Here is a 23103-nt window from a genome sequence, read left to right on the forward strand (position 1 = left end):
CGCTAATGACGACACCCTTTAGCTACACCTCACCCGTAGTCAGTGTGGAAGCACTGAAACACTCTATTGCCTATAAGCTGATGTTTATTGTCGGTAAAGATCCTTCCATCGCCACTGAGCACGATTGGCTGAACGCCACGCTGTTCGCAGTGCGTGACCGTATGGTGGAACGCTGGCTGCGCTCCAATCGGGCACAATTATCTCAAGATGTCCGGCAGGTTTATTACCTGTCGATGGAGTTTCTGTTAGGTCGAACATTGTCCAACGCGCTGTTATCTATGGGTATTTATGATGATATCAAAGCCGCGCTGGATGAAATGGGTATCGATTTCAATGAGTTGCTGGCCGAAGAGAGTGACCCAGGGCTAGGGAACGGCGGTTTAGGGCGTCTGGCAGCGTGTTTTCTGGATTCACTGGCGACTTTAGCCATGCCGGGGCGGGGCTACGGCATTCGCTACGAATACGGCATGTTTAGCCAGAAAATCGTCAATGGGCAGCAGGCGGAATCCCCAGATAACTGGCTGGAATACGGTAATGCCTGGGAATTCCCGCGTCATAACACACGTTATAAAGTGCGCTTTGGTGGTCGTATCCAGCAGGAAGGGACAAAAACCCGCTGGCTGGAAACTGAGGAAATTCTGGCCTGCGCCTATGATCAAATCATTCCTGGTTTTGATACCGATGCGACTAATACATTGCGTTTATGGTCGGCGCGCGCCAGTAATGAAATCAATTTGGGTAAATTCAATCAGGGGGATTACTTTGCGGCGGTAGAGGATAAGAACCATTCGGAAAACGTATCGCGAGTGCTGTATCCCGATGATTCGACCTATTCCGGACGAGAACTTCGTCTACGGCAGGAGTATTTCCTGGTTTCAGCCACGGTTCAGGATATTTTAGCCCGCCACTGGGCGCTGCATCATACCTTCGACAATCTGGCAGAGAAGATTGCCATTCATCTGAATGATACGCACCCGGTGTTGTCTATCCCTGAATTAATGCGTTTGCTGATTGATGAGCATAAATTTACCTGGATCAAAGCTTGGGGAATGGTGGAAACCATTTTCTCTTACACCAACCATACTTTGATGGCTGAGGCACTGGAAACCTGGCCGATCGATATGATTGGTAAGATTTTGCCGCGCCATCTACAAATTATTTTCGATATTAACGATCACTTCCTCAAACAAGTGCAGGAAGCCTTCCCGGACGATAATGAATTACCGTCCAGAGTGTCGATTATCGATGAAGGGAACGGGCGGCGGGTGCGCATGGCGTGGCTGGCCGTGATTGCCTGCCATAAAGTGAACGGCGTATCGGCGTTGCATTCTGAGTTGATGGTTCAGTCTCTATTTGCTGATTTTGCTCGTATTTTCCCGACTCGCTTCTGCAATAAAACCAACGGAGTGACGCCGCGTCGCTGGCTTGGGCTGGCGAATCGCCCGCTGGCGGCGGTGCTGGATGACAGCATTGGCCATAACTGGCGTACCGATCTTAGCCAACTGAGCGATATCAAACCCAATATTGATTATCCGAGCTTTTTACAGGCGATACAGAAAGCCAAGCTGGAAAATAAAAAGCGGCTGGCAATTTATGTCGCACAAAACCTGAATATTGTGCTCAATCCCGCGGCACTGTTTGATGTGCAGATAAAGCGAATGCATGAATACAAACGGCAGTTGCTGAATGTTTTACATGTGATCACGCGCTATAACCGTATTTTGCAGGATCCAGAGGCGAAATGGGTACCAAGAGTGGTGATCTTCGCCGGTAAAGCGGCATCGGCCTATTACAATGCGAAACAGATTATTCGCTTGATCAATGATGTCGCTAAAGTAATAAACAACGATCCTAGGGTGAACAACCTGTTGAAAGTCGTGTTTATTCCGAACTATGGCGTTAGTCTGGCGCAGATGATTATCCCGGCGGCGGATCTATCCGAGCAGATTTCACTAGCCGGAACCGAAGCCTCTGGCACCAGTAATATGAAATTTGCCCTGAACGGTGCGCTGACGATTGGCACCCTCGATGGCGCTAACGTGGAAATCCGAGAGCACGTCGGTGAGGATAATATTTTCATATTTGGTAACACCGCTGAGCAGGTTGAAGAATTACGCCGCAGTGGTTATAACCCGCGGAAATACTATGATGAAGACCCTGAGCTTCATCAAGTGTTGACGCAGATCGCCACCGGAATTTTCAGCCCAGAAGAACCCAATCGCTATACCAGCCTGTTCGATTCGTTGGTTAATCTGGGCGATTATTATCAGTTATTGGCTGACTATCGTAGCTATGTGGATACGCAGGACGCGGTGGATGAGCTATATCTACAACCGGATGAATGGACTCGTCGTGCGGTATTAAATATCGCCAATATGGGGTATTTCTCATCTGACAGGACGATTCAGGAATATGCCGATGAGATTTGGCACATTAAACCGATAAAACTCTAAGAAAAAACCGCCGCTTCTATCAGGAAGCAGGCGGTTTTTTTCATTGCGGCGCGTCTGTCGAATCAGGAAACCAGTGACAGCGTATTCATTTTCTCGGCATGAACTGCCGCCAACCATTCGGCAATGCGTTGTTTCTGCGCCTCATCCAGCCACATACCCAGTTTGGTACGGCGCCAGATGGCATCGTCTAACTCGACAACCCACTCTTTCTCAACCAAATAGCGCAACTCGGCTTCGTACAGGCCATGGCCGAAATCTTCGCCCAAATCTTTAAGGCTGGTGGCATTGGCCAGAATAATCTCGCTATGGCTACCGTAAGTGCGGGTATAACGGCGCGCCAGAGCTTCCGGCAGCCAGTTATAGTGATGGCGCAGTTTAACGGTATAACTGTCGCGATCGCCGCCGATATCGCCACCCGGCAGCGAACCGTTCTTAGTCCAGGCTGGGCCGACTTTCGGGTAGTATTGAGTCAGTTTTTCCAGTGCATGTTCTGCCAATTTACGATAAGTGGTCAGTTTGCCGCCGAATACCGATAGCAACGGGGCTTTGCCCTGTTCATCAGCCACGTCCAGCGTGTAATCGCGGGTCACGGCCTGCGGTGAGTCGGATTCATCGTCACATAGCGGACGCACGCCAGAGTATGTCCAGACAATATCGTCACGGCCAAGCTGTTTCTTAAAGTGGTCGTTATACACTTTCAGTAAATAATCGATTTCCTGATCGTCGATCTTCACATCTTTAGGATCGCCGTGGTATTCCACGTCGGTGGTACCAATAATGGAGTAATCATCCAGCCACGGAATGACGAAAACGATACGGTGATCTTCATTTTGCAGAATGTAAGCCTGCGGCTGGTTATGTACGCGTGGAACAACGATATGGCTGCCTTTAATCAGGCGGATACCGTAAGGAGATTTCAGTTTTAGACCATCGTCAAAGAACTGTTTTACCCAAGGACCTGTGGCGTTAACCAGACCTTTGGCACGCCAGGTGAAGGTTTTACCAGTATTGACGTCGGTTGCTTCTACCATCCACAGGCCGTTTTCACGCCAGGCGCGGGTCACTTTAGTGCGAGTACGCACTTCGCCACCGCGTTCAACCACTTCCTGAGCGTTAAGCACCACTAGACGCGCATCATCCACCCAACAGTCGGAATATTCGAAACCGCGCACCAGCTCCGGTTTTAGGACGGAATCTGCGCCAAAACGCAGGCCTTTACTGGCAGGCAAAGTGGTACGTTTACCCAAGTGATCGTACAGGAACAGACCGGCGCGAATCATCCAGGCAGGGCGCAGATGGGGCTGATGTGGCAGGCGAAAACGCATTGGGAAGGCGATATGCGGTGCCATTTTTAGCAGCACTTCGCGCTCGGCCAAAGCTTCGCTAACCAGACGGAATTCGTAGTGTTCCAGGTAGCGCAGGCCACCGTGGATAAGTTTGGAACTGGCGGAAGACGTAGCACAGGCCAAGTCTTGCGCTTCCAGCAGCAGTACTGACAGGCCACGTCCGGCAGCATCCGCAGCGATACCGGCACCGTTAATGCCGCCACCGATCACGATCAAGTCTTTGGTTTCCATGTAACCTTCCTCCAGATGTTCGAAACAGCTCTTTAATGTTCGTTTTCGCTCACGATTGTAATCAAAAACCAACAAACAAGCCAAGAGTTAACCAAAGAAAAACATTTATGCGTGATGAAGGTAACAGTTTTGTTGCGGGTTCATTTTAAAGATGTAATCAATGCAGCGAAGCAAACTTCCTTTGCGGGAAGCGTTTTTACCGTCTTATAGATAGATTATAGGTGAAGTCTTGGGTGTCTAACTTGAGAGAAATGGCAGGGAATAGCGGCGAAAGTGTGGGTAAATATCGTCAATAGGGGCCGAAGCCCCTGATTGTAGTTCAAGTCTTATTGGGTGAGCCAGAGGGCGGGAATTAACACAGTTCTAGCTGCACATCATGCTGCTCAATGATTTTCATCACGCTGGCAGGGGGCTGCTGATCGGTAAACAGGTAGTCGATTAAATTCATATTTCCCAGATTTACCATCGCATTACGGCCAAATTTGGAGTGGTCGGTGACCAACATCACGCAGCGGGAGTTTTCGATAATCGCGCGTTTGGTGCGTACTTCGTGATAATCGAACTCAAGCAAAGAGCCGTCCATATCGATACCGCTGATGCCTAAAATGCCGTAATCCAGACGGAACTGGGAGATGAAATCCAGCGTGGCCTCGCCAATAATGCCGCCGTCACGGGTTCGCACTTCGCCACCGGCCAGAATCAGGCGGAAATCTTCTTTAGCGGTGAGTAAGGTCGCAACGTTTAGATTATTGGTCACGACGCGAAGATTTTTATGATTGAGCAGCGCGTGAGCCACGGCTTCTGGCGTGGTGCCGATATCGATAAACAGCGTTGCGCCATCGGGAATCTGGCTGGCAACTCGTTGAGCAATACGCGCTTTTTCCTCAGACCACATGACTTTTCGGTCGTTATAGGCCGCGTTGACCGAACTGGAAGGCAGCGCTGCGCCGCCGTGATGGCGATGAATTTTATTTTGATCGGCCAAATCATTCAGGTCACGCCGAATGGTTTGCGGACTAACAGCAAAGTGTTCTACCAGTTCTTCAGTGCTGACATAACCCTGAAGGCGCACCAGTTCAATAATCGCATCATGTCGCTGCGTTTGCTTCACGATAATCCCCTAATTTGCCCGGTTTACGGACCGTTATTGTGTGGTTCGGGTGCTATTACGCGTATCCCAAAATGCCATCAGTAATCCAATGACCAGACCAGAAACGTGAGCGGCATTGGCGATCGACAGACCTAAAATATCGAAATATCCGGCGATTAACCACAGAACAGAAAAAGCCATCAACCCGTTAGGGAGAGAGACTCCCCGCTCCGGCGCCCGTTGGCCGGTCAGCCAAACGTAACCCATCAGGGCGTAGACCACGCCGGACAAGCCACCAAAATTTGAGCCGCTGAATAAGGATTGTCCCCAGCCGCTAAATACGGCAGAAACAAGGGTTAATACCACTAGTTTTCCCGTGCCGAGGCGTTTTTCCATTTGGCCGCCCAAATACCACCACCACAGTAGGTTAAACAGGATATGCATCAGCGAGAAGTGTAGAACAGCGTGGCTGACCCAACGCCAGATTTCCAGATACTGGCTGCTGTTTACCGGCCAGGCCAGCCAGCTCATAACCGCATTATCGCCAACGATTTGCATCAGAATATAGACTGCAATACATACCGCCATCAGACCGAGGGTGAGTGGGCCAGCCTGACTACGTAAATTCTGCAACAGCGAAACACGCTGATAAGGCATATCGGTGTGAAGATTGCCCGATTGCCAGCTCGCCGCCTGATAGCGCGGGTTGAGTGGGTCTAATAAAAATTGTTCCAGCTCATGCTGAACCTGAGGCAGTTTTTCATCCTCATTTAGCCAGATTTCTGCATCCTGGCTCTGGTGTCGGAGTTCCAAAATCACCTTTTGCGTGGCCATATAGTCCACAAAGGCCTGCGCCAGACGTAGGTTAGAAATTACTATCACACGAATCATATTTATAATTTACCGTCTAACGTTATGATTTATAAAATATCTAAAGCTTTATCGTAGCAATTTAGCATGTTAGCAAACTGATTCTCCCTTTTCGCTGTAGGGATGTCATCTGTTGTTTAAAAAAAGCCAGAGTTCACAACAACGAAAACCGCCGAGACAGGTGAATATGTCGGCTTAATATCATTCTTGTGGGTGATGCAATATGGCGCAAGGCAGAGGCCAGCGGCGGCCTCTTGCATTGGGAAAAGGGGTAAATCAGGCTTTGTCTGTAGCGACATCTTGCGGGTAATTTCTGGCCCAGGCTTCGAAACCGCCGTTAATGCTGTAAACAGCATCGAAACCTTGCTCCAGCAGGTATTGAGAGGCACCGCGGCTGCTGTTGCCGTGATAGCACATCACCATCACCGGCTGGTCAAAATCGGTTTGTTGCATAAAAGTCTGCAAACTGCCGTTGGTCAAATGAAATGCGCCCGGCGCATGGCCGGCTTCGTAGCTCTGCGGATCGCGAATATCCACCAGAACCGCCTGACCCTCTTTCCAGCGAGTGTAGGCTTGCTCAACGTCGATTGCTTCAAATTGTTCCATACTGCTGACACCCTTTTATTGGCGATTAATGTGGTTATGCCGCTATTGTAATCAATTTTATGCCAATAAAGACCCATTGGTTGGTATGGATAAATGTCCGCCAGATAAAATCAGCGGTCGGTTAAACGCCGTATCCCATCATTTGCAGCAATCGCTGCGCTTGTTGCACCGCTTCCTGACGGTGCGCCACGCCCAATTTTTGATACAAATTACGAATATGGGTTTTGATTGTGGTGGCGGCGACGTCCAGTTCACTGGCTATTTGCTCATTACTGTAACCGGAGTAAATCAACCCGAGAACCTGCCATTCCCGCTGAGTCAGCGGGCTGGTACGAATCAATTCTGGCACCTGCGGATGGGTCAGTAACTTATCGACAAAGCGTTCGTCAAAATGAGCAAATTTATGGCGATGATGCTGGTTGATGTCTTTCAGGATGCGTTGAGCACGATGTTGTTCCAGTTCCGGCAGCGCGTTCAGTTGGATAAGCTGACGTAACTGCTGTGCCATTGCTTCCCCTTCGATCACAAAGTGGCTGATAAAACCGGTGCGGTTTGCCAATGTCAGAGATTCTATCAGCGCTTTTTGCGCTTCGCCTTTCCGTTCGGTTTGCCAGTAAAGAATATTACTTAACAGCAGGTTGCGGTTGAGGTCGCTGGTCAGGCGCAGGCGACGGGCATTTTCGTTGAGTTCATCGAGTACCACTTCGGCCTCATCGAAATAACCGAGCATAATCTGCACTCTGGCAATATTACGCCACTGGCCTTGCAGGAAATGGTTATCGGCCATGCCCGGTTTTTCCGCCTGACGCAGCCAGTTAGCCGCAGCCGTTTTATCACCGGTCATTTGCCAGTAAATCACTCTGGGCTTATCCGCATTGGTTACCCAGTCGCGATGGTATTGAGTGCCGTGGATCAAGGCTTCGCAGCGTTGAATATACATATGGGCGTTATCTAAATCGCCCCGCGCCAGCGAGCATTTGGAGAGCATTGCCAGACATTGCAACTGCTGCTGTGGCTGATAGTTGGCGAGAATAGCGATGCCCTGACGTGCGGCTTCCTCTGCTTCATCCAGTCGCGACCACGACCACAGCACCTGCGCGCGAATACGCAGTAAGAATTCATGCATCGGCAATTGCTCAAGGTGCTGTTCGCGTATCAGCTCGAAGGCTTTTTCCTGAGTTTCAAACGCTGCCTGCAAGAAGCCTTGGGCAATCAGAATTTCACTCTGTTGCAGTAGAGCCCACAACGCGTAGTGATAGGCCTGGTGGCGGCGCGCCATTTGCTCAGTTTGCTGCATCATTGGCAGCGCGCGAGCCAGTTCACCTTTGCAGTGATGCACTTCACCTGTGACGGAGGTTGCCACAATTCGGCTGTAGTAACTGGCCATCGGCAGGTATTTCAGCGCATCGGTTGCCAGTTTTTCCGCTTCATCTGGCTTGCCTGCGTTAATGGCTACCTGCGCTCGCAGTGCGTCAAATTCGGCGCTGAGCGCAGCATCAATCGGAATTTTACGTTCCAGCATCGCCGTTTCGGCCTGACCGAGCAGAGTGTTAACTTCACTATAGCGATGCTGACTTTGCGCCAGCCAGGCTTGTAGCAGCGCCAGTTCAGGATTTTGTATCAGCAAAGAATAAGGTAGTGCGCTAAGGCATTGTTCTAGCAGCGCCAATTCGCTGTGATTGAAAAGTGACCAGGCGTGTTGCAGCAGAATATCCCGCAGCATCCCCACATCGCCAGCCGCTAGCGCATGGTGAATAGCTTCAGCGGGATAACCCAGCGCCATCCAACCTTCAGCCGCGGCGTGGTGAAGGTCCGGTAGCTCCAACGCCAGTTCCCACTGGCAGCGTTGACGCAGGAAAGTGGCAAACAGCGGATGGAAACAGAACCATTCGCCAGTGTCATCCATTCGGTGAATGAATAGCCCCTGTCGTTCCAATTCTTCCAGCCGTTGCTGGCCGTTGTCTTCGCCGGTCAGACGCACAATCAGCGCATCGTTCATTGAACGCAGCACCGAACAACGTAGCAAAAATGCACGAGCATTAGCATCAACCTGATCCAATACTTCATCTACCAGATAATCGGATAGATGGCTGGCATTTAACCCAGCCAGACGTTTAGCGGATTTTTGCGCCGATGAATTGGGTTGACGAGAGGAAAGGGCGATAAGCTGCAAAGCCGTAGCCCAACCTTCCACTTCGTCACACAGGCGGCTGCTATCTCCTTGATCTAATGGTACTGGCAAGCGGCAATCAAAGAATTGCTGCGCTTCCTGATGATTAAACGCCAACTGTTGAATACCCAATTCCAGTAACTGATCGCGCACCCGCAGATTGGCGATGCCCAAAGGCGGCAGCGTGCGGGACAAAATCAGCAGCGTGAGGTTTTCAGGCTGATGGCGCAGGAAAAAGCGCATGGCTTCATGAATGGCGTCGTTGGTGATCAGATGATAGTCATCAATCACCAGATACAGCGGCCCGTCCCAGTCGGACAGTTCCACAAATAATTGGGCGAACAGCGCCGAAAGATTGGCATATTGATGTTTTTGGCTGAGCGCTTCGCTCTTGCTGCAATGTCCACCGGTGGCCTGTTGCACCGCCGCGACCAGATAGGTAGCGAAACGTTCAGGCTGATTGTCGCTTTCATCCAGTGAATACCAGCCGAGGTTGGATTGCCCCGCTGCCCATTGGGCAACCAGCGTGGTTTTACCGTACCCCGCTGGGCAATTCACCAGCGTCAGGCGATAGTTCGCTGCCGCAGAAAGTTTGGCCAATAGGCGATCGCGCACAACGGTATTTTGCAGCCGTACCGGGCGGCTCAGTTTTGAAGGGATCAGCATATTATTCCAGACTCAAATGGCAACGACAGACCGGCGGATTCATAGGGATAATTATTTTAAGCCTCGTAATTAATCAGCCCTGTTAAGGTCTGATAACGGCCAAATTATTGCAATAACGTTAATACTTCCTATGGTCGTAAGTTGCACCTGATCACATTTTTAGCTACGCCCTGCGACTCATCCCCAGCTAATCCCTTACCAGGATGATGCTCTTGCCGATTCTCCTCGGCAGGATAAGGGTAAAATTACCCCACTCACAGGATAGAGACTTCCCTATGTCACAGCCCATGCTAAAGAAGGATGATTTTCTGGCAGCACTGACCCGTCAGTGGCAGCGCTTTGGCCTCAGTTCGGCCCAGCAGATGACCCAGCACCAATGGTGGCAGGCGGTCAGCGCGGCATTGGCCGAACAGTTGGCGGCTCAACCGGCGCCGACTAAAGTGCAAAAAACGCAGCGCCATGTGAATTACATCTCAATGGAATTCCTGATTGGTCGCTTGACGGCAAATAATCTTATCAACCTCGGCTGGTATGAAACCGTTGAGAAACTGCTGGCAGAGCAGCAGGTCAATCTGGCCGACTTGCTGGAGCAGGAAACCGATCCGGCTTTGGGTAACGGTGGTCTGGGACGTTTGGCGGCCTGTTTCCTCGATTCGATGGCAACGGTGGAGCAACCGGCGACGGGCTATGGGCTGAACTATCAATATGGGCTGTTCCGTCAGTCATTTAGCGAAGGAAAGCAGCAGGAAGCGCCAGACAACTGGGAGCGCGAGAGCTACCCGTGGTTCCGTCATAATGCGGCGCTGGCGGTGGACGTGAGTTTCGGTGGCAAGCTGGAAAAACAGGCCGATGGTCGTCAGCTTTGGCGTCCAGATTTTACGCTGCGCGGTGAAGCCTGGGATTTACCGGTATTGGGCTTCCGCAATGGGGTGACTCAGCCCCTGCGTTTATGGCAGGCAACCCACGTTCATCCGTTTGATCTGACTAAGTTTAACGACGGTAAATTCCTGCTAGCCGAACAAAACGGTATTGATGCGGAAAAACTGACTAAGGTTCTGTATCCCAACGATAATCATCTGGCCGGAAAGCGTCTGCGTCTGATGCAGCAATACTTCCAGTGCGCCTGTTCTGTGGCAGATATTTTACGCAAACATCACGCCGCCGGACGTACACTGGCCGATCTGCCTGAATATGAAGTGATTCAGCTGAATGATACCCACCCAACCATCGCTATTCCTGAAATGCTGCGAGTGCTGTTGGATGAACATCAGTTGAGCTGGGAAGCTGCCTGGGCTATTACCAGTAAAACCTTCGCTTATACCAACCATACACTGATGCCGGAAGCCCTTGAATGTTGGGATGAAAAATTGGTGCGTAGCCTGTTGCCGCGCCACTTTGCCATCATCAAGCAAATCAACGCTCAGTTTAAAAAACGGGTGGATAAACAGTGGCCTGGGGATAAAGCGGTGTGGGCAAAACTGGCCGTACATCATGATAAACAGGTACGTATGGCAAACCTGTGTGTGGTCAGCGGTTTCGCGGTGAACGGCGTGGCGCAACTACATTCGGATTTGGTGGTTAAAGATTTGTTCCCGGAATACTTCCAGCTGTGGCCAGAAAAATTCCATAACGTAACCAACGGTATTACGCCGCGCCGCTGGCTAAAACAGTGTAATCCGGCCCTTTCTTCGTTGATCGACGAAACTTTAAAAGTGGAATGGGCGAACAATCTGGATGTGCTGGAAGGGCTGGAGCCCTACGCCGAGGATAAAAAATTCCGTGCGCGCTATCAGCAGATTAAGTACGACAACAAGGTAAAACTTGCCGAATACGTCCATCGCACTATGGGAATTACGCTGAATCCAGATGCCATCTTTGACGTGCAGATTAAGCGCCTGCACGAGTACAAGCGGCAGCATTTGAATTTACTGCATATTCTGTCGCTGTATCGCCAGATTCGCGATAATCCTAATCTGGATATTGCCCCGCGGGTCTTCCTGTTTGGTGCAAAAGCGGCACCGGGCTATTACCTGGCGAAAAATATCATTTACGCCATTAATCAGGCGGCCGAGAAGATCAATAACGATCCGATCGTCAAAGATCGTCTGAAAGTTGTATTTATTCCTGATTATAAAGTCTCCGTAGCCGAGCTGATGATTCCGGCGGCAGATGTTTCTGAACAGATTTCCACTGCCGGTAAAGAGGCATCGGGCACCGGTAACATGAAGTTGGCGTTGAACGGCGCTTTAACTGTGGGCACGCTGGACGGCGCTAACGTTGAAATTGCCGAGCAGGTCGGTGATGAGAATATCTTTATCTTTGGTAACACCGTCGAGCAGGTTAAAGCTATTTTGGCGAAAGGCTACCAGCCACTGAAAGTCTTGAAAGCCGATGCGCATCTGAAGAGTATTTTGGACGAACTGGCCAGCGGTGCCTTCAGCAACGGTGATAAACACGCTTTCGATATGATGCTGCATAGCCTGCGTGAAGGGGGCGATCCATATCTGGTACTGGCTGATTTTGCTTCATATTGTGAGGCTCAACAGCAGATTGATGCACTGTATCGTGATAAAGAGGAATGGACTCGTCGCACCATTCTTAATACCGCGCGGGTAGGAATGTTTAGTTCCGATCGTTCGATTCGCGATTATCAGCAGCGAATCTGGCAAGCCAAACGTTAAGGAGACTGCATGGATCGTAAATCGCTCGATCAGGCAGCTACGCTGGCAGGGATAGCCGCCAGCTACATTAATGCCCACGGTAAACAGCAGGCTATACCGATGGAAACCAAGCAGAAACTGCTGGTAGCCATGGGACGAAGCCCGGATTCCGTTCAGCCTTCGCTGGGTGAGAAAACGCCGTTACCGGTGGTGAAAGTCTTTACTCACGTAAGCCCGATGACTCTGGCTATCGGCGGTGAAGGTGATTATCACTGGCAACTGGTGACAGAAGAGGGTATTTCACATCAAGGGCGCGTTAGCGCCCAAAAAACCCTGACGTTGCCGGCATCGTTACCCCTTGGTTACCATCATCTAGCGTTGGAGCAAGGTACGCAGCAATGGCAATGTTCAATCATTGTGGCACCGAAACGTTGCTATGAGCCAGACGCGTTGCTGACCGGAAAAAAGCTCTGGGGCGCCTGCGTACAGCTCTACACTTTACGTTCGGAGCGTAATTGGGGTATCGGTGATTTCGGCGATTTAGACCGAATGGTTGAACAGGTCGGAGGGCGTGGCGGTGCATTTATCGGCTTAAATCCGATTCATGCGTTGTATCCGGCCAATCCCAATAGCGCCAGCCCATATAGCCCTTCGTCCCGTCGCTGGCTGAATGTGGTTTATATCGACGTGAACAACGTGGAGGAATTTCAGCAGAGTGAAGCAGCTCAGCGCTGGTGGCATCTGCCGCAAACCCAAAGCACGCTGGCTGCGATCCGCACCGCCGAATGGGTCGATTACGCCAAAGTGACAGAGCTGAAACTGGCCGGTTTACGTCTGGCTTTCCCGCTGTTTTTGGCGCGAGCAGCCAATGATAAGCAAATGCAGGACTTCCGGCAGTTTGTGGAGCAGGGCGGTAAAAGTTTGCAGCAACAGGCCGCTTTCGATGCTTTACATGCTCATTTAAGCCAACAGGATTCTGCTATGTGGGGCTGGCCGGTGTGGCCAGAACAATACCGCGATGGACAGGGCGAAGGTGTGGCGGAGTTTTGCCAGCAGCATAGTGATGAGGTGACTTTCTACCTGTGGTTGCAGTGGTTGGCAGCCAGCCAGTTTTCCCAGTGTTTCCGCCACAGCCAGCAGCAAAAAATGCCGATAGGTTTGTATCGGGATTTGGCGGTTGGCGTAGCCGAAGGCGGCGCGGAAACCTGGTGCGATCGCGAACTCTATTGCCTGAAAGCCTCGGTTGGCGCGCCGCCAGATATTCTTGGCCCTTTAGGTCAAAACTGGGGGTTGCCGCCGATGGATCCTCACGTGATGGTAGCCAGAGCCTATCAGCCATTTATTGATTTGCTGCGTGCCAATATGACCAGCTGTGGCGCATTGCGGATTGACCACGTTATGGCGCTGCTGCGCCTGTGGTGGATTCCTTATGGTGAAACGGCAGATCAGGGCGCTTATGTGAAGTATCCGGTTGACGATCTTTTGGCAGTACTGGCGCTGGAAAGCCAGCGTCATCGCTGCATGGTGATCGGAGAGGATTTGGGGACAGTACCGGTGGAAATAGTCAGCAAGCTGCGGGATAGCGGTGTTTATTCTTACAAAGTGCTCTACTTTGAAAGAGATAGCGAAAACACTTTCCGTGCGCCTCAGTCTTATCCGGTGCAGGCGATGGCGACTATTACTACTCATGATTTACCGACGCTGCGTGGCTACTGGCAAAGTGACGATCTGACTTTGGGCAATAAGCTGGGTTTGTACCCAGACCAGCAGATTCTCAAACAGTTGTATGCGGATCGGGAAAGAGCCAAGCAAGGCCTGCTGGAAGGTTTGCACCATTATGGCTGCGTACCGAAGAAAGTCGGCCGCAAGGCGGCGCTGCTAGCGATGAGTCCAACGTTAAATAGAGGTCTACAACGCTATGTGGCAGATAGCGCCAGCGCGTTGTTGGGATTACAGCCGGAAGACTGGTTAGATATGGCAGCGCCGGTCAATATTCCCGGCACCAGCGATGAGTATCCGAACTGGCGTCGTAAGCTGACCCATTCTTTAGAGGAGATGTTTGCCGATCAGCGGGTTAACCGTCTTTTGAAGGATTTGGATAAGCGGCGCAAGAATGTCTCTGCGGGTTAACCATCAGCGTTTATCCGATGCCATTCGTTGAAGGGTAGAAATTAAAAAGGGGAGCCGATGATGAGTCGACCCCCCTTTATTTTCCAGCGTTTCTCAATTAGGCAACGGCAGTGAGAGTTGCCATTGCCAGTTTAAGACAACGGAATCAGTAATAAGAATGCTCGCCGCGCTGATGCTCGGTCAGGTCTCTTACCCCTTTCAATTCAGGGAATTTCTGTAACAGCTCTTTTTCGATGCCTTCTTTCAGGGTCACATCGACCATCGAACATCCGTTACAACCGCCGCCGAACTGAAGAATTGCCAGCCCGTCATCGGTGATTTCCATCAGCGTAACGCGACCACCGTGGCCAGCCAGCTGTGGGTTAATCTGCGACTGCAAAACGTACTCTACCCGTTCCATCAGCGGTGCAGAATCATCCACTTTCCGCATTTTGGCATTAGGCGCTTTCAGGGTTAACTGCGAGCCTAACTGATCGGTAACGAAGTCGATTTCAGCATCCTGCAGATAAGGTACGCTCAATTCATCCACATAGGCGGATAATTGCTCGAATTTTAGCTCGGTATCTGTGGCCTCAACCGCATCCGGCGGGCAATAGGACACACCGCATTCTGCCGTTGGAGTACCTGGGTTGATCACAAATACGCGGATTTGGGTACCTTCTTCTTGATTTGCCAGCAATTTGGCAAAATGAGATTGTGCTGCATCTGTTATTTTGATCATGGCATTAGCTCAATAGTTGACTGCTCTTGTCGGTTATAATACGCCCATTGACGCCGTGACTACAAGGTGCGGCAAATACACCAAACCTGCAATGAGCTTACCTTCTGTTCCCGCAGCATAGCGCCTATCTCGGCAACCGTGCTGCCCGTTGTCACAACATCATCCAGTAATACGACGTGCTGACCGCAAAAATCTTCGGTAAGGCGAAATATTCCCCTTAGATTCTTCCGGCGCGCGCTGGCGGTGAGCTGCCGCTGCGGTGGCGCGGCAGACAGGCGTTTTAGACTGTCAGGATGATAATCGCAGCCTAGCCAGCGAGCCAAAGGTCGCGCCAATAAATCGCTTTGATTAAAACCTCTCTGCCAGCAGCGCTGGTGATGTAACGGCACGCTGATCAACCGCTGAGGCTTGATTGCCGCACTATCGGCGTATTTTATCGTTCGCCAGCGTAAGAATATCAAGCGAGCCAAAACCGGCGCTAATTGTGAAAAACCCTTAAATTTCAGCATTTTTATTAGCGTACTTAACGGCGGTTGATAATCCCCGATGAACAGTATCCGCTGCCATGGCCGTGGTTGCTGTAGGCAGCGACCGCAGGGTAGTTCGGGCTGTGATGAGGGCAAGCCACAGCGAAAACAGCAGGGTGGCGGCATGGGTAAATGACGTAAACAGAAACAGCAAATTCCGTGAAAAGCCAGATGTAACGGTTGTCGGCATAGCCAACATAGCCCGGTGATTGTTAGCATAGGCATCTTCCTTGATGTTGAAGGCAACAGGATAGTAACTGATGACAAAGCTTTATTGGCAGACCTGCGGCGAAGGCGATCGCGATCTTGTGCTGCTGCACGGATGGGGACTGAACGCCGAGGTGTGGCGTTGCATGATTGAGCGGCTTGCCCCGCATTTTCGTATTCATCTGGTCGATTTGCCGGGCTACGGACGCAGCCGAGATTATGGTGCGATGTCGCTGGATGAGATGGCTGATATTGTACAGAAACAGGCTCCAGCGAAGGCGCTGTGGCTGGGGTGGTCAATGGGCGGGTTGGTGGCGAGTCAGATTGCCCTGAGTCACCCGGAGCGCGTGAGCGGCCTGATTACGGTCTCTTCTTCCCCCTGTTTTACCGCCCATGACGAATGGCCGGGGATTCGCCCAGAAGTGCTGGCGGGTTTCCAACAGCAGCTAACGGAAGATTTTCAACGCACCGTTGAGCGTTTTTTGGCGTTACAAACGCTGGGGACGGAAAGCGCCCGTCAGGATGCACGCTTGCTGAAATCGGTGGTATTGAATCATCAAATGCCTGAGGTGGAAGTATTGACCGGTGGCCTGGAAATTTTGCGCACGGTGGATTTACGTCAGGAGCTGGCTGCTTGTTCTGTCCCGTTACTGCGTATTTATGGTTATCTGGATGGTCTGGTGCCGCGCAAAGTTGCCGCGTTGCTGGATGATGCTTTACCTCAAAGTCGCTCTGTAGTGATGAAAGGCTCGGCTCATGCTCCATTTATCTCTCACCCTGATGATTTTGCAGAGTTAATCATTAATTTTGCCGCTGAGACTGCTCAGAGTTCTTAATGGAGTCACGCCGTCGGGAGAAGGGCTATCTCTGTCATTACCTCGACGGGATCGAAATATATTGGTCATTTAGTGGCTAAATACTGAATCTACTCAATAATTAGAAGCGTTAGATCAGGTGCTACAGAACGGGCAGTTCATCGCGCCGATTTTTCTGTAACCCTTCCTCTGGGGGATGAACCTTTCCTGTAGGCGCATCAATACAAATCAAATCTAACTCATATCGTTATTACTTGGCTCAATTTTTCTGTACACGCACCTATCACTTTAATGCGAGGTATTACCATGAAATTATTGAAAAATGTAGCGGTTGCTCTGGTTGTTGGTGGGTTGTCTTTTGGCGCTTTGGCAGCGAAAGAAATTACAAGACAAGAAGCGAAAGACAAAGGCTACGAAAAAATTGGCACCATTTCTTCTTCTGGCGAAGCCATGTCTCCACTGGATGTGAAACAGGATTTGTCGGCTAAAGCCGACGAAAAAGGCGGCAAGTACTACGTCATCATCTCGGAAAATGAAAAGAAAAAATTTAACGCTACCGCAGATGTTTATAAGTAATTATCGTTGAATAACAATAAGGTGATGCCATTGCTGACATCACCTTTTTCTTTAGTGGGTTTTTAACTGATACACCACGGTATTGCATTTCTGGCCTTCCGGGCAGCTTTTACAGCTACCGCTCAGGCATCCGCTGTTATCCTGCTCGATACGCTCCAGTTTTCCCATAGCAATCAGTCGTTCTAGCATAGCTTCTACCAAAGGTAGCGGTGCGGCCAACTGCTGACTTAGCTGGCTAGCTTCCATGCAGCCGTTCAGGGCAAGGGTGTCACGCAGTTGCATCAAACTGGCCATAATTGATTTCTCCCTGATTAATGACAGTGACCGCCGCCATTTTGGCAGCCACTCGCGGGCTGTCGATTCTGTAGGCGGAAGGTTACCCGGCTGCGAGCACGGCGCAGGCCGAAGAATATCAAAATGTTAAAGACGATGACCGCCGCGATAATGCCCAAACTTTGCTGTGGATGGCTGCTAAAGGTCGCGGCCTGATAGAACAGCGTTGCCAGTGAGTAAGCCACGTTTAGTCCCCACAGAATTGAGAAGGTCATCCAGCCGCGGCTGGTTTCACGGGCGATCGCGCCCATAACGGAAACGCAGGGAACGTAGAGCAAAACAAAGATCAGGTAGCTATAAGCCGCCACGCTGGAGCCAAATTTGCTGCTCATCATGCCCATTGAACCAGCTTCCATTTCACCGTCACCCTTGCTGGCTTCTATCGGGTTGGAAAGTACGCTCAGGCTGAAGGTATCTTTTAATCCCTGCCAGGTTTCGTTTACCGCTCCGCCGAGTTCATCCAGCAAATTAAAGCCTTCTGCATCAAAAGGTTCGTTCTTAATTTGCTCGGCGGTATACAGAGTGTTTAATGTCCCCACAACGACTTCTTTCGCCATAGCCCCGGTAACCAAGCCCACGGTGGCCTGCCAGTTATCGGCGTGTACGCCCATTGGCGTCAGCAACGGCGTGAGTACTTTACTGACCGAGGCCAAAGCTGAGTCATTAATGCTATCGGCGGCTTTCCCGCCGAAGGTAAAGCTGTTCAATCCACCAATAAAAATACTGGCGATAACGATGACTTTACCGGCGCGCAGCACAAAGCCTTTCAGGCGCTGCCAGGTCTGTAGCAGCAGGCTTTTTAAGTGAGGAACGTGGTAAACCGGCAGTTCCATCACGAAGGGAGAGGCTTCGCCGCGCATAATGGTGTACTTGAGTAGCAGTCCGGTAAGAATGGCGACCACGATGCCGAGCAAATACAGGGAGAATACGATGCTGGCACCGTCCTGCCCGAAGAAAGCGGCGGCGAAGACGGCAAAAATAGCCAGACGTGCACCACAGGACATAAAGGGCGCCATCATGACGGTTGTCAGGCGTTCGCGCTGAGCGTCCAAGGTACGTGCGCCCATAATTGCCGGCACGTTACAGCCAAACCCGACGATGAGCGGCACGAAGGATTTACCCGGCAGCCCCAGAGCCTGCATCAGGCGGTCCATAACGAAAGCCGCCCGAGCCATGTAGCCAGAATCTTCGAGGAAGGATAGAAACAGGTACATCATGCCGATTTGCGGTACCAGCGGTAAAACAGTGTTGATCCCGCCGCCAATCCCCTGAGCTAAAAATATCGTCAGCCATTCGGGGAAGTGCAGGGTATAGCCAACCCATTGTAGACCCTGAATAAATATCGCCGATGAGCCGATATCAAAAATTGGCTGTAGCGCCCCGCCGATATTGATCGCCAATACAAACATCAAATACATAACAAACAGGAAAATTGGCACGCCGAGCCAACGATTCAGAATCACTTTATCTAGCATTTGAGTCAGACGGTTAGGTTCAGCCTGTTGCGCGTTGCTAACCGCATCACACAGCGTTGCGATGCTTTGGTAACGAGCGTCGGCAATCACCAGTTCGGGATCTTCATGTTGTTGATCTTTAAGCCGTTGACGGGATTCTGCCAGCAAAGCGGGCGAAACGCCGGAGCGTGCCAGACTGTAGATATCACCTTCCAGCATTTGTAACGCCAGCCAGCGCCGTTGCTGCATTGGCAGACTATCGGGCATGGCCGAAGTCAGTTTTTCAACTTCTTCCAGCAACAGCGGCGGATAGTTCACCAGAGCGTTATCGGTGTTCGGCTGATATTGGTCGATGCTGGTTTTCAGTTCGGCAATACCTGTTGCACGAGTCGAAACTAGTGGAATGACCGGGCAACCAAGGCGCTTAGACAACGCATCCACGTCAATTTTGATTCGTTGACTTTGGGCAATATCCAGCATATTCAGCGCGATAATGCATGGAATGCCCAACTCTAGCAGCTGCAATGTCAGATAGAGGTTGCGTTCCAGATTCGACGCATCTATTACGTTGATTAACAGATCGGCTTCGCCACTGAGAATGTAGTGACAGGCAATTTGTTCATCCAGCGAGGTTTGTTCAGAGATGGTCGTCAGGGAATAGGTGCCGGGCAGGTCAACCAAAGTCACCTGATGCTGCGCCGTGGAAAAATGACCTTCTTTCCGTTCTACCGTGACCCCAGACCAGTTACCTACGCGCTGACGTGCTCCGGTCAGTTGGTTGAACAGTGTAGTTTTACCTGCATTGGGGTTGCCAATTAAGCCGATTGTGAGTGCTTTCATGATCCAACGTAATATGAGTAAATTAAAATTAATCTAGACCAGGTGATATACCCAACCGAGCCGCAGAGAAAATAAAATGAAAGGAACCTAAAAATTAAGGCTGTAGGTCCAAATTCAGAAAATCTAAATCTTTTTTACGCAAGACCAAGCTAACGCGGCGAGTTTCTATCTGAATGGGATCGCCTAATGGTGCGAGACGCACAACATTAAATGATGAACCGGGTAACATGCCGAGCGACAATAATTTTTGTCGATAAGCCGGGCTGATTTCAGGAGAGAATCCCAAAATCTTATAAGCGCGTTGAGGAAGAAGATGCATATAACCCTCGTGATAATAAAAGATGACATTATCGGCAACAAAATGGCGGACTAACCAGCTCAACGCCAGGTGCGAATATCACATTATCTGCCAGAGGAATCGGGCTATTAGCGCTAGCCATTGAACTGCGGGCGGTAGCGCTAAGCGATAATAGACACAATAATGATAGTGAGAATCGTTATCGTATTCAACAGCGATCAAAAACCTAATGGTAAATATTCGTTACGACATTAGGAATAATATGCTCTAGGCCGATATCTTCTTTTTTTAGCACCAAAGTGTGGCGTTCGCAAACGAGAATGGCTGGTTAAAATGGTTAATGAATTGTATTTCAATTTACATATACGACCAGCCTTAAGGATAATAATTCTAATTTACACTATCTGCAATTCACCATGATTTGAATCAATTAATATCTGGATTTATATTTAGTTAATCTTATTTATTATGTTTCTTAATAAATCCTTAGGGTTGCGTCAGTCGCCTCATTTATTTTGAGAGGTCCAACACAAATAGAAAAAATATGATGGACTCAGAAAATAGATGTTTAGCTTCTGCTAATCATCTATGAATATAAAATTTCATATTTATAGACCAAAAGATTATGAAAGGCATATCACAGAATAGCAGTGAGAAAAGGGAGAGAGTGGCGCGAACTGGGAAGGAAAAACGCCGCTGACAAGAGTCAGCGGCGCGGTTGGATTAGCGTTTTTTGCCTAAGGCCGCTGCTAGCGCGTCGCTCATGGCGCTGTTGCCTGCGCCGGTAGCGCTAGCAGTGCGTCCTTTGGCTGGCGCTCTATCGCGAGAATCCTGACTATTGCGTCCTCCCTGACGAGGTTTAGCACTATTGTCAGCGCTGCCGCGTCGGGCATTGGTTTCTCCCGGTTGCTCGTCTAAACGCATCGTTAAAGCAATACGTTTACGCTGTAAATCTACTTCCATTACTTTCACTTTGACGATATCGCCGGCTTTCACCACTTTATGTGGGTCATCGACAAATTTGTCTGCCAGTGAAGAAATGTGCACCAAACCATCCTGATGGACGCCGATATCAACAAAGGCTCCAAAATTGGTGACGTTAGTCACCGAACCTTCCAGAATCATTCCCACGGTGAGGTCGTTCATGGTTTCAACGCCGTCTGCGAAGGTTGCGGTTTTAAACTCAGGACGCGGATCGCGACCCGGTTTTTCCAACTCTTTAAGAATATCTGTCACCGTCGGCACACCGAAACGCTCGGTAGTAAAATCTCTGGCTTGCAGGTTCCGCAGTACGGTTGGATTGCCCATTAAATCCTGTAACGCCTGCTCGGTCGCAGCCAGAATACGTTCGACTACCGGATAGGCTTCGGGATGCACCGTCGAGGCGTCCAGCGGGTTATCGCCGTGGTTGATGCGCAGGAAACCGGCGCACTGCTCAAAGGCTTTTGGCCCCAAACGACTGACTTTCAATAGCTGTTCACGATTACGGAAACGACCATTTTCATTACGCCAGTTCACGATATTTTGCGCCATCATGCGCGTCAGACCGGCAACGCGGGTTAGTAATGGCACCGACGCTGTATTGAGATCCACGCCAACGGCGTTTACGCAGTCTTCAACCACCGCATCCAGTTTTTTAGCCAATTGGCTCTGGCTAACGTCATGCTGATACTGGCCAACCCCGATAGATTTTGGATCGATCTTAACCAGCTCGGCCAGCGGATCTTGCAGGCGACGGGCAATTGACACCGCGCCACGGATAGAGACATCCAGATCGGGGAATTCCAGTGCCGCCAGCTCAGATGCGGAATACACGGAGGCTCCGGCTTCACTGACAATCACTTTCTGTGCGGTAACCGCCGGATATTGCTGCTGCAATTCGGTAAAGAAGCGCTCTGTTTCCCGAGACGCGGTGCCGTTACCAATTGCCACCAGTTCAACCTGATGCTTGATGCATAGCGCCGCGACAGTGGCGGCGGCTTTGGTGGCCTGACCGGTATGAGGGTAAACCGTGTCGTAAGCCACTAATTTACCGGTGGCATCAACCACGGCGACTTTGACTCCGGTACGTAATCCTGGATCCAGACCCATGGTGGCGCGCATGCCGGCAGGTGCTGCCATCAGCAAATCCTGCATATTACGGGCAAACACGTTGATGGCTTCTTCTTCCGCCCGCTCGCGCAGGGTGCTCATCAATTCGGTTTCCAAATGCAGTAAAACTTTGATGCGCCATGTCCAGTTGATGACGGCTTTCCGCCACGCATCGGCAGGCGCATTATTCAGGCGCAGATCCAGATGATTGATAATAATCTGTTCGCCCTGGCTTTCACGCGGCGGTTCTTCAAACTGCGGATCGGCATTCAGAGACAGTTGCAGCACGCCTTCATTGCGGCCACGGAACATAGCCAATGCGCGGTGCGAAGGTACCTGAGCGATAGGTTCATGATGTTCGAAGTAATCGCGGAACTTTGCCCCTTCCTGCTCTTTGCCTTCAACTACTTTTGAGACGAGGTGCGCATTTTTCCATAGATACTGACGCACTTTAGCCAGCAGCGTGGCGTCTTCGGCGAAACGCTCCATCAGGATGTAACGCGCGCCATCCAAGGCGGCTTTGGTATCGGCAACGCCTTTCTCAGCATCGATATAGGCGGCGGCAACGGGTTCAGGCTCTTGCTGCGGATTGTTCCACAAGCTATCGGCCAGAGGTTCCAGACCGGCTTCAATCGCAATCTGTCCGCGCGTGCGACGCTTCGGTTTATAAGGCAGATAAAGGTCTTCTAGCTCGGTTTTACTCATAGTGCCGTTTATGGCACCGGCGAGTTGCTCAGTTAGCTTGCCTTGATCTTCAATGGATTTGAGAATGGTTTGGCGGCGGTCTTCCAATTCACGCAGATAACCCAGACGGGTTTCCAGCTGGCGCAACTGGGTATCATCCAACCCGCCGGTAACTTCCTTACGATACCGTGCAATAAAGGGAACGGTATTACCTTCATCAAGCAGGCGGATAGCGGAGATGACTTGCTCCGGCCGGGCCTGTAGTTCGCTTGCAATAATGCGGCTCAGTGGTTCATTCATAAGTCTGGTATCAGTTCGATAGATGAATAGGGAAA

16 protein-coding genes are annotated in these 23103 nt (G+C 50.6%); 5 read left to right on the forward strand and 11 right to left on the reverse strand.

Annotated elements, in window-relative coordinates; translation table 11 throughout:
- Positions 1-5: 5 nt before the first annotated feature.
- Entirely contained in the window at positions 6-2453 is a 2448-nt protein-coding gene (glgP, locus tag DBA33_RS01470; protein WP_064515678.1) for a glycogen phosphorylase, read from the forward strand.
- Between the two features lie 62 nt (positions 2454-2515).
- Here glgP and glpD read toward each other — a convergent pair whose 3' ends face one another.
- The 5 genes from glpD to malT form a co-directional block, all read right to left on the reverse strand.
- On the reverse strand, positions 2516-4030 hold the full coding sequence (gene glpD, locus DBA33_RS01475; protein ID WP_064515676.1) for a glycerol-3-phosphate dehydrogenase: 1515 nt from the start codon (positions 4028-4030) through the stop codon (positions 2516-2518).
- A gap of 352 nt (positions 4031-4382) precedes the next feature.
- Entirely contained in the window at positions 4383-5141 is a 759-nt protein-coding gene (locus DBA33_RS01480; RefSeq protein WP_064515675.1) for a DeoR/GlpR family transcriptional regulator, read from the reverse strand.
- 33 nt (positions 5142-5174) lie between these two features.
- Positions 5175-6011: a rhomboid family intramembrane serine protease GlpG gene (gene glpG, locus DBA33_RS01485; protein WP_064515674.1), complete on the reverse strand. Its 837-nt coding sequence runs from the start codon at positions 6009-6011 to the stop codon at positions 5175-5177.
- A 255-nt stretch (positions 6012-6266) separates the two neighbouring features.
- Positions 6267-6596, reverse strand: coding sequence for a thiosulfate sulfurtransferase GlpE (glpE, locus tag DBA33_RS01490; RefSeq protein ID WP_064515673.1), 330 nt, complete (start codon positions 6594-6596; stop codon positions 6267-6269).
- Between the two features lie 121 nt (positions 6597-6717).
- Entirely contained in the window at positions 6718-9432 is a 2715-nt protein-coding gene (malT, locus tag DBA33_RS01495) for an HTH-type transcriptional regulator MalT (protein WP_064515672.1), read from the reverse strand.
- A 275-nt stretch (positions 9433-9707) separates the two neighbouring features.
- Between malT and malP the strand changes: the two genes are divergently transcribed.
- Together malP and malQ are read left to right on the forward strand one after the other, a co-directional pair.
- Positions 9708-12113 carry a maltodextrin phosphorylase gene (malP, locus tag DBA33_RS01500; RefSeq protein WP_120805328.1) on the forward strand — a complete coding sequence of 802 codons (2406 nt, stop codon included), beginning with the start codon at positions 9708-9710 and terminating at the stop codon, positions 12111-12113.
- A gap of 9 nt (positions 12114-12122) precedes the next feature.
- A complete protein-coding gene (malQ, locus tag DBA33_RS01505) occupies positions 12123-14222 on the forward strand; it encodes a 4-alpha-glucanotransferase (protein WP_064515670.1) in 2100 nt (699 codons plus the stop codon).
- A gap of 145 nt (positions 14223-14367) precedes the next feature.
- On the opposite strand, the gene nfuA is transcribed toward malQ, so the two are convergent.
- Together nfuA and gntX are read right to left on the reverse strand one after the other, a co-directional pair.
- The gene (nfuA, locus tag DBA33_RS01510) at positions 14368-14943 is read right to left on the reverse strand and encodes a Fe-S biogenesis protein NfuA (RefSeq protein WP_064515669.1); all 576 of its coding nucleotides are present in this window, start codon (positions 14941-14943) and stop codon (positions 14368-14370) included.
- A gap of 59 nt (positions 14944-15002) precedes the next feature.
- Complete coding sequence (gntX, locus tag DBA33_RS01515; protein ID WP_064515668.1) at positions 15003-15689, reverse strand: DNA utilization protein GntX; 687 nt, start codon at positions 15687-15689, stop codon at positions 15003-15005.
- Positions 15690-15730: 41 nt separating this feature from the next.
- Here gntX and bioH point away from each other — a divergent pair, with 41 nt between their 5' ends.
- On the forward strand, positions 15731-16513 hold the full coding sequence (gene bioH / locus DBA33_RS01520) for a pimeloyl-ACP methyl ester esterase BioH (RefSeq protein WP_064515667.1): 783 nt from the start codon (positions 15731-15733) through the stop codon (positions 16511-16513).
- Between the two features lie 285 nt (positions 16514-16798).
- Positions 16799-17068 (forward strand): YdgH/BhsA/McbA-like domain containing protein, encoded by a 270-nt coding sequence (locus DBA33_RS01525; protein ID WP_064515666.1) that lies wholly within the window; start codon positions 16799-16801, stop codon positions 17066-17068.
- A 51-nt stretch (positions 17069-17119) separates the two neighbouring features.
- Here DBA33_RS01525 and feoC read toward each other — a convergent pair whose 3' ends face one another.
- From feoC to DBA33_RS01545, 4 genes are all read right to left on the reverse strand, one after another.
- Positions 17120-17362: a [Fe-S]-dependent transcriptional repressor FeoC gene (feoC, locus tag DBA33_RS01530; protein WP_120805330.1), complete on the reverse strand. Its 243-nt coding sequence runs from the start codon at positions 17360-17362 to the stop codon at positions 17120-17122.
- A 17-nt stretch (positions 17363-17379) separates the two neighbouring features.
- Complete coding sequence (gene feoB / locus DBA33_RS01535) at positions 17380-19695, reverse strand: Fe(2+) transporter permease subunit FeoB (RefSeq protein WP_120805332.1); 2316 nt, start codon at positions 19693-19695, stop codon at positions 17380-17382.
- Between the two features lie 94 nt (positions 19696-19789).
- Positions 19790-20014 carry a ferrous iron transporter A gene (gene feoA / locus DBA33_RS01540; RefSeq protein WP_049597284.1) on the reverse strand — a complete coding sequence of 75 codons (225 nt, stop codon included), beginning with the start codon at positions 20012-20014 and terminating at the stop codon, positions 19790-19792.
- A gap of 702 nt (positions 20015-20716) precedes the next feature.
- The gene (locus DBA33_RS01545; protein ID WP_120805334.1) at positions 20717-23068 is read right to left on the reverse strand and encodes a Tex family protein; all 2352 of its coding nucleotides are present in this window, start codon (positions 23066-23068) and stop codon (positions 20717-20719) included.
- Positions 23069-23103 lie beyond the last annotated feature (35 nt).

The sequence above is a fragment of the Yersinia sp. IP36721 genome (assembly GCF_003634395.1).
Classification (GTDB): Bacteria; Pseudomonadota; Gammaproteobacteria; order Enterobacterales; family Enterobacteriaceae; genus Yersinia; species Yersinia entomophaga.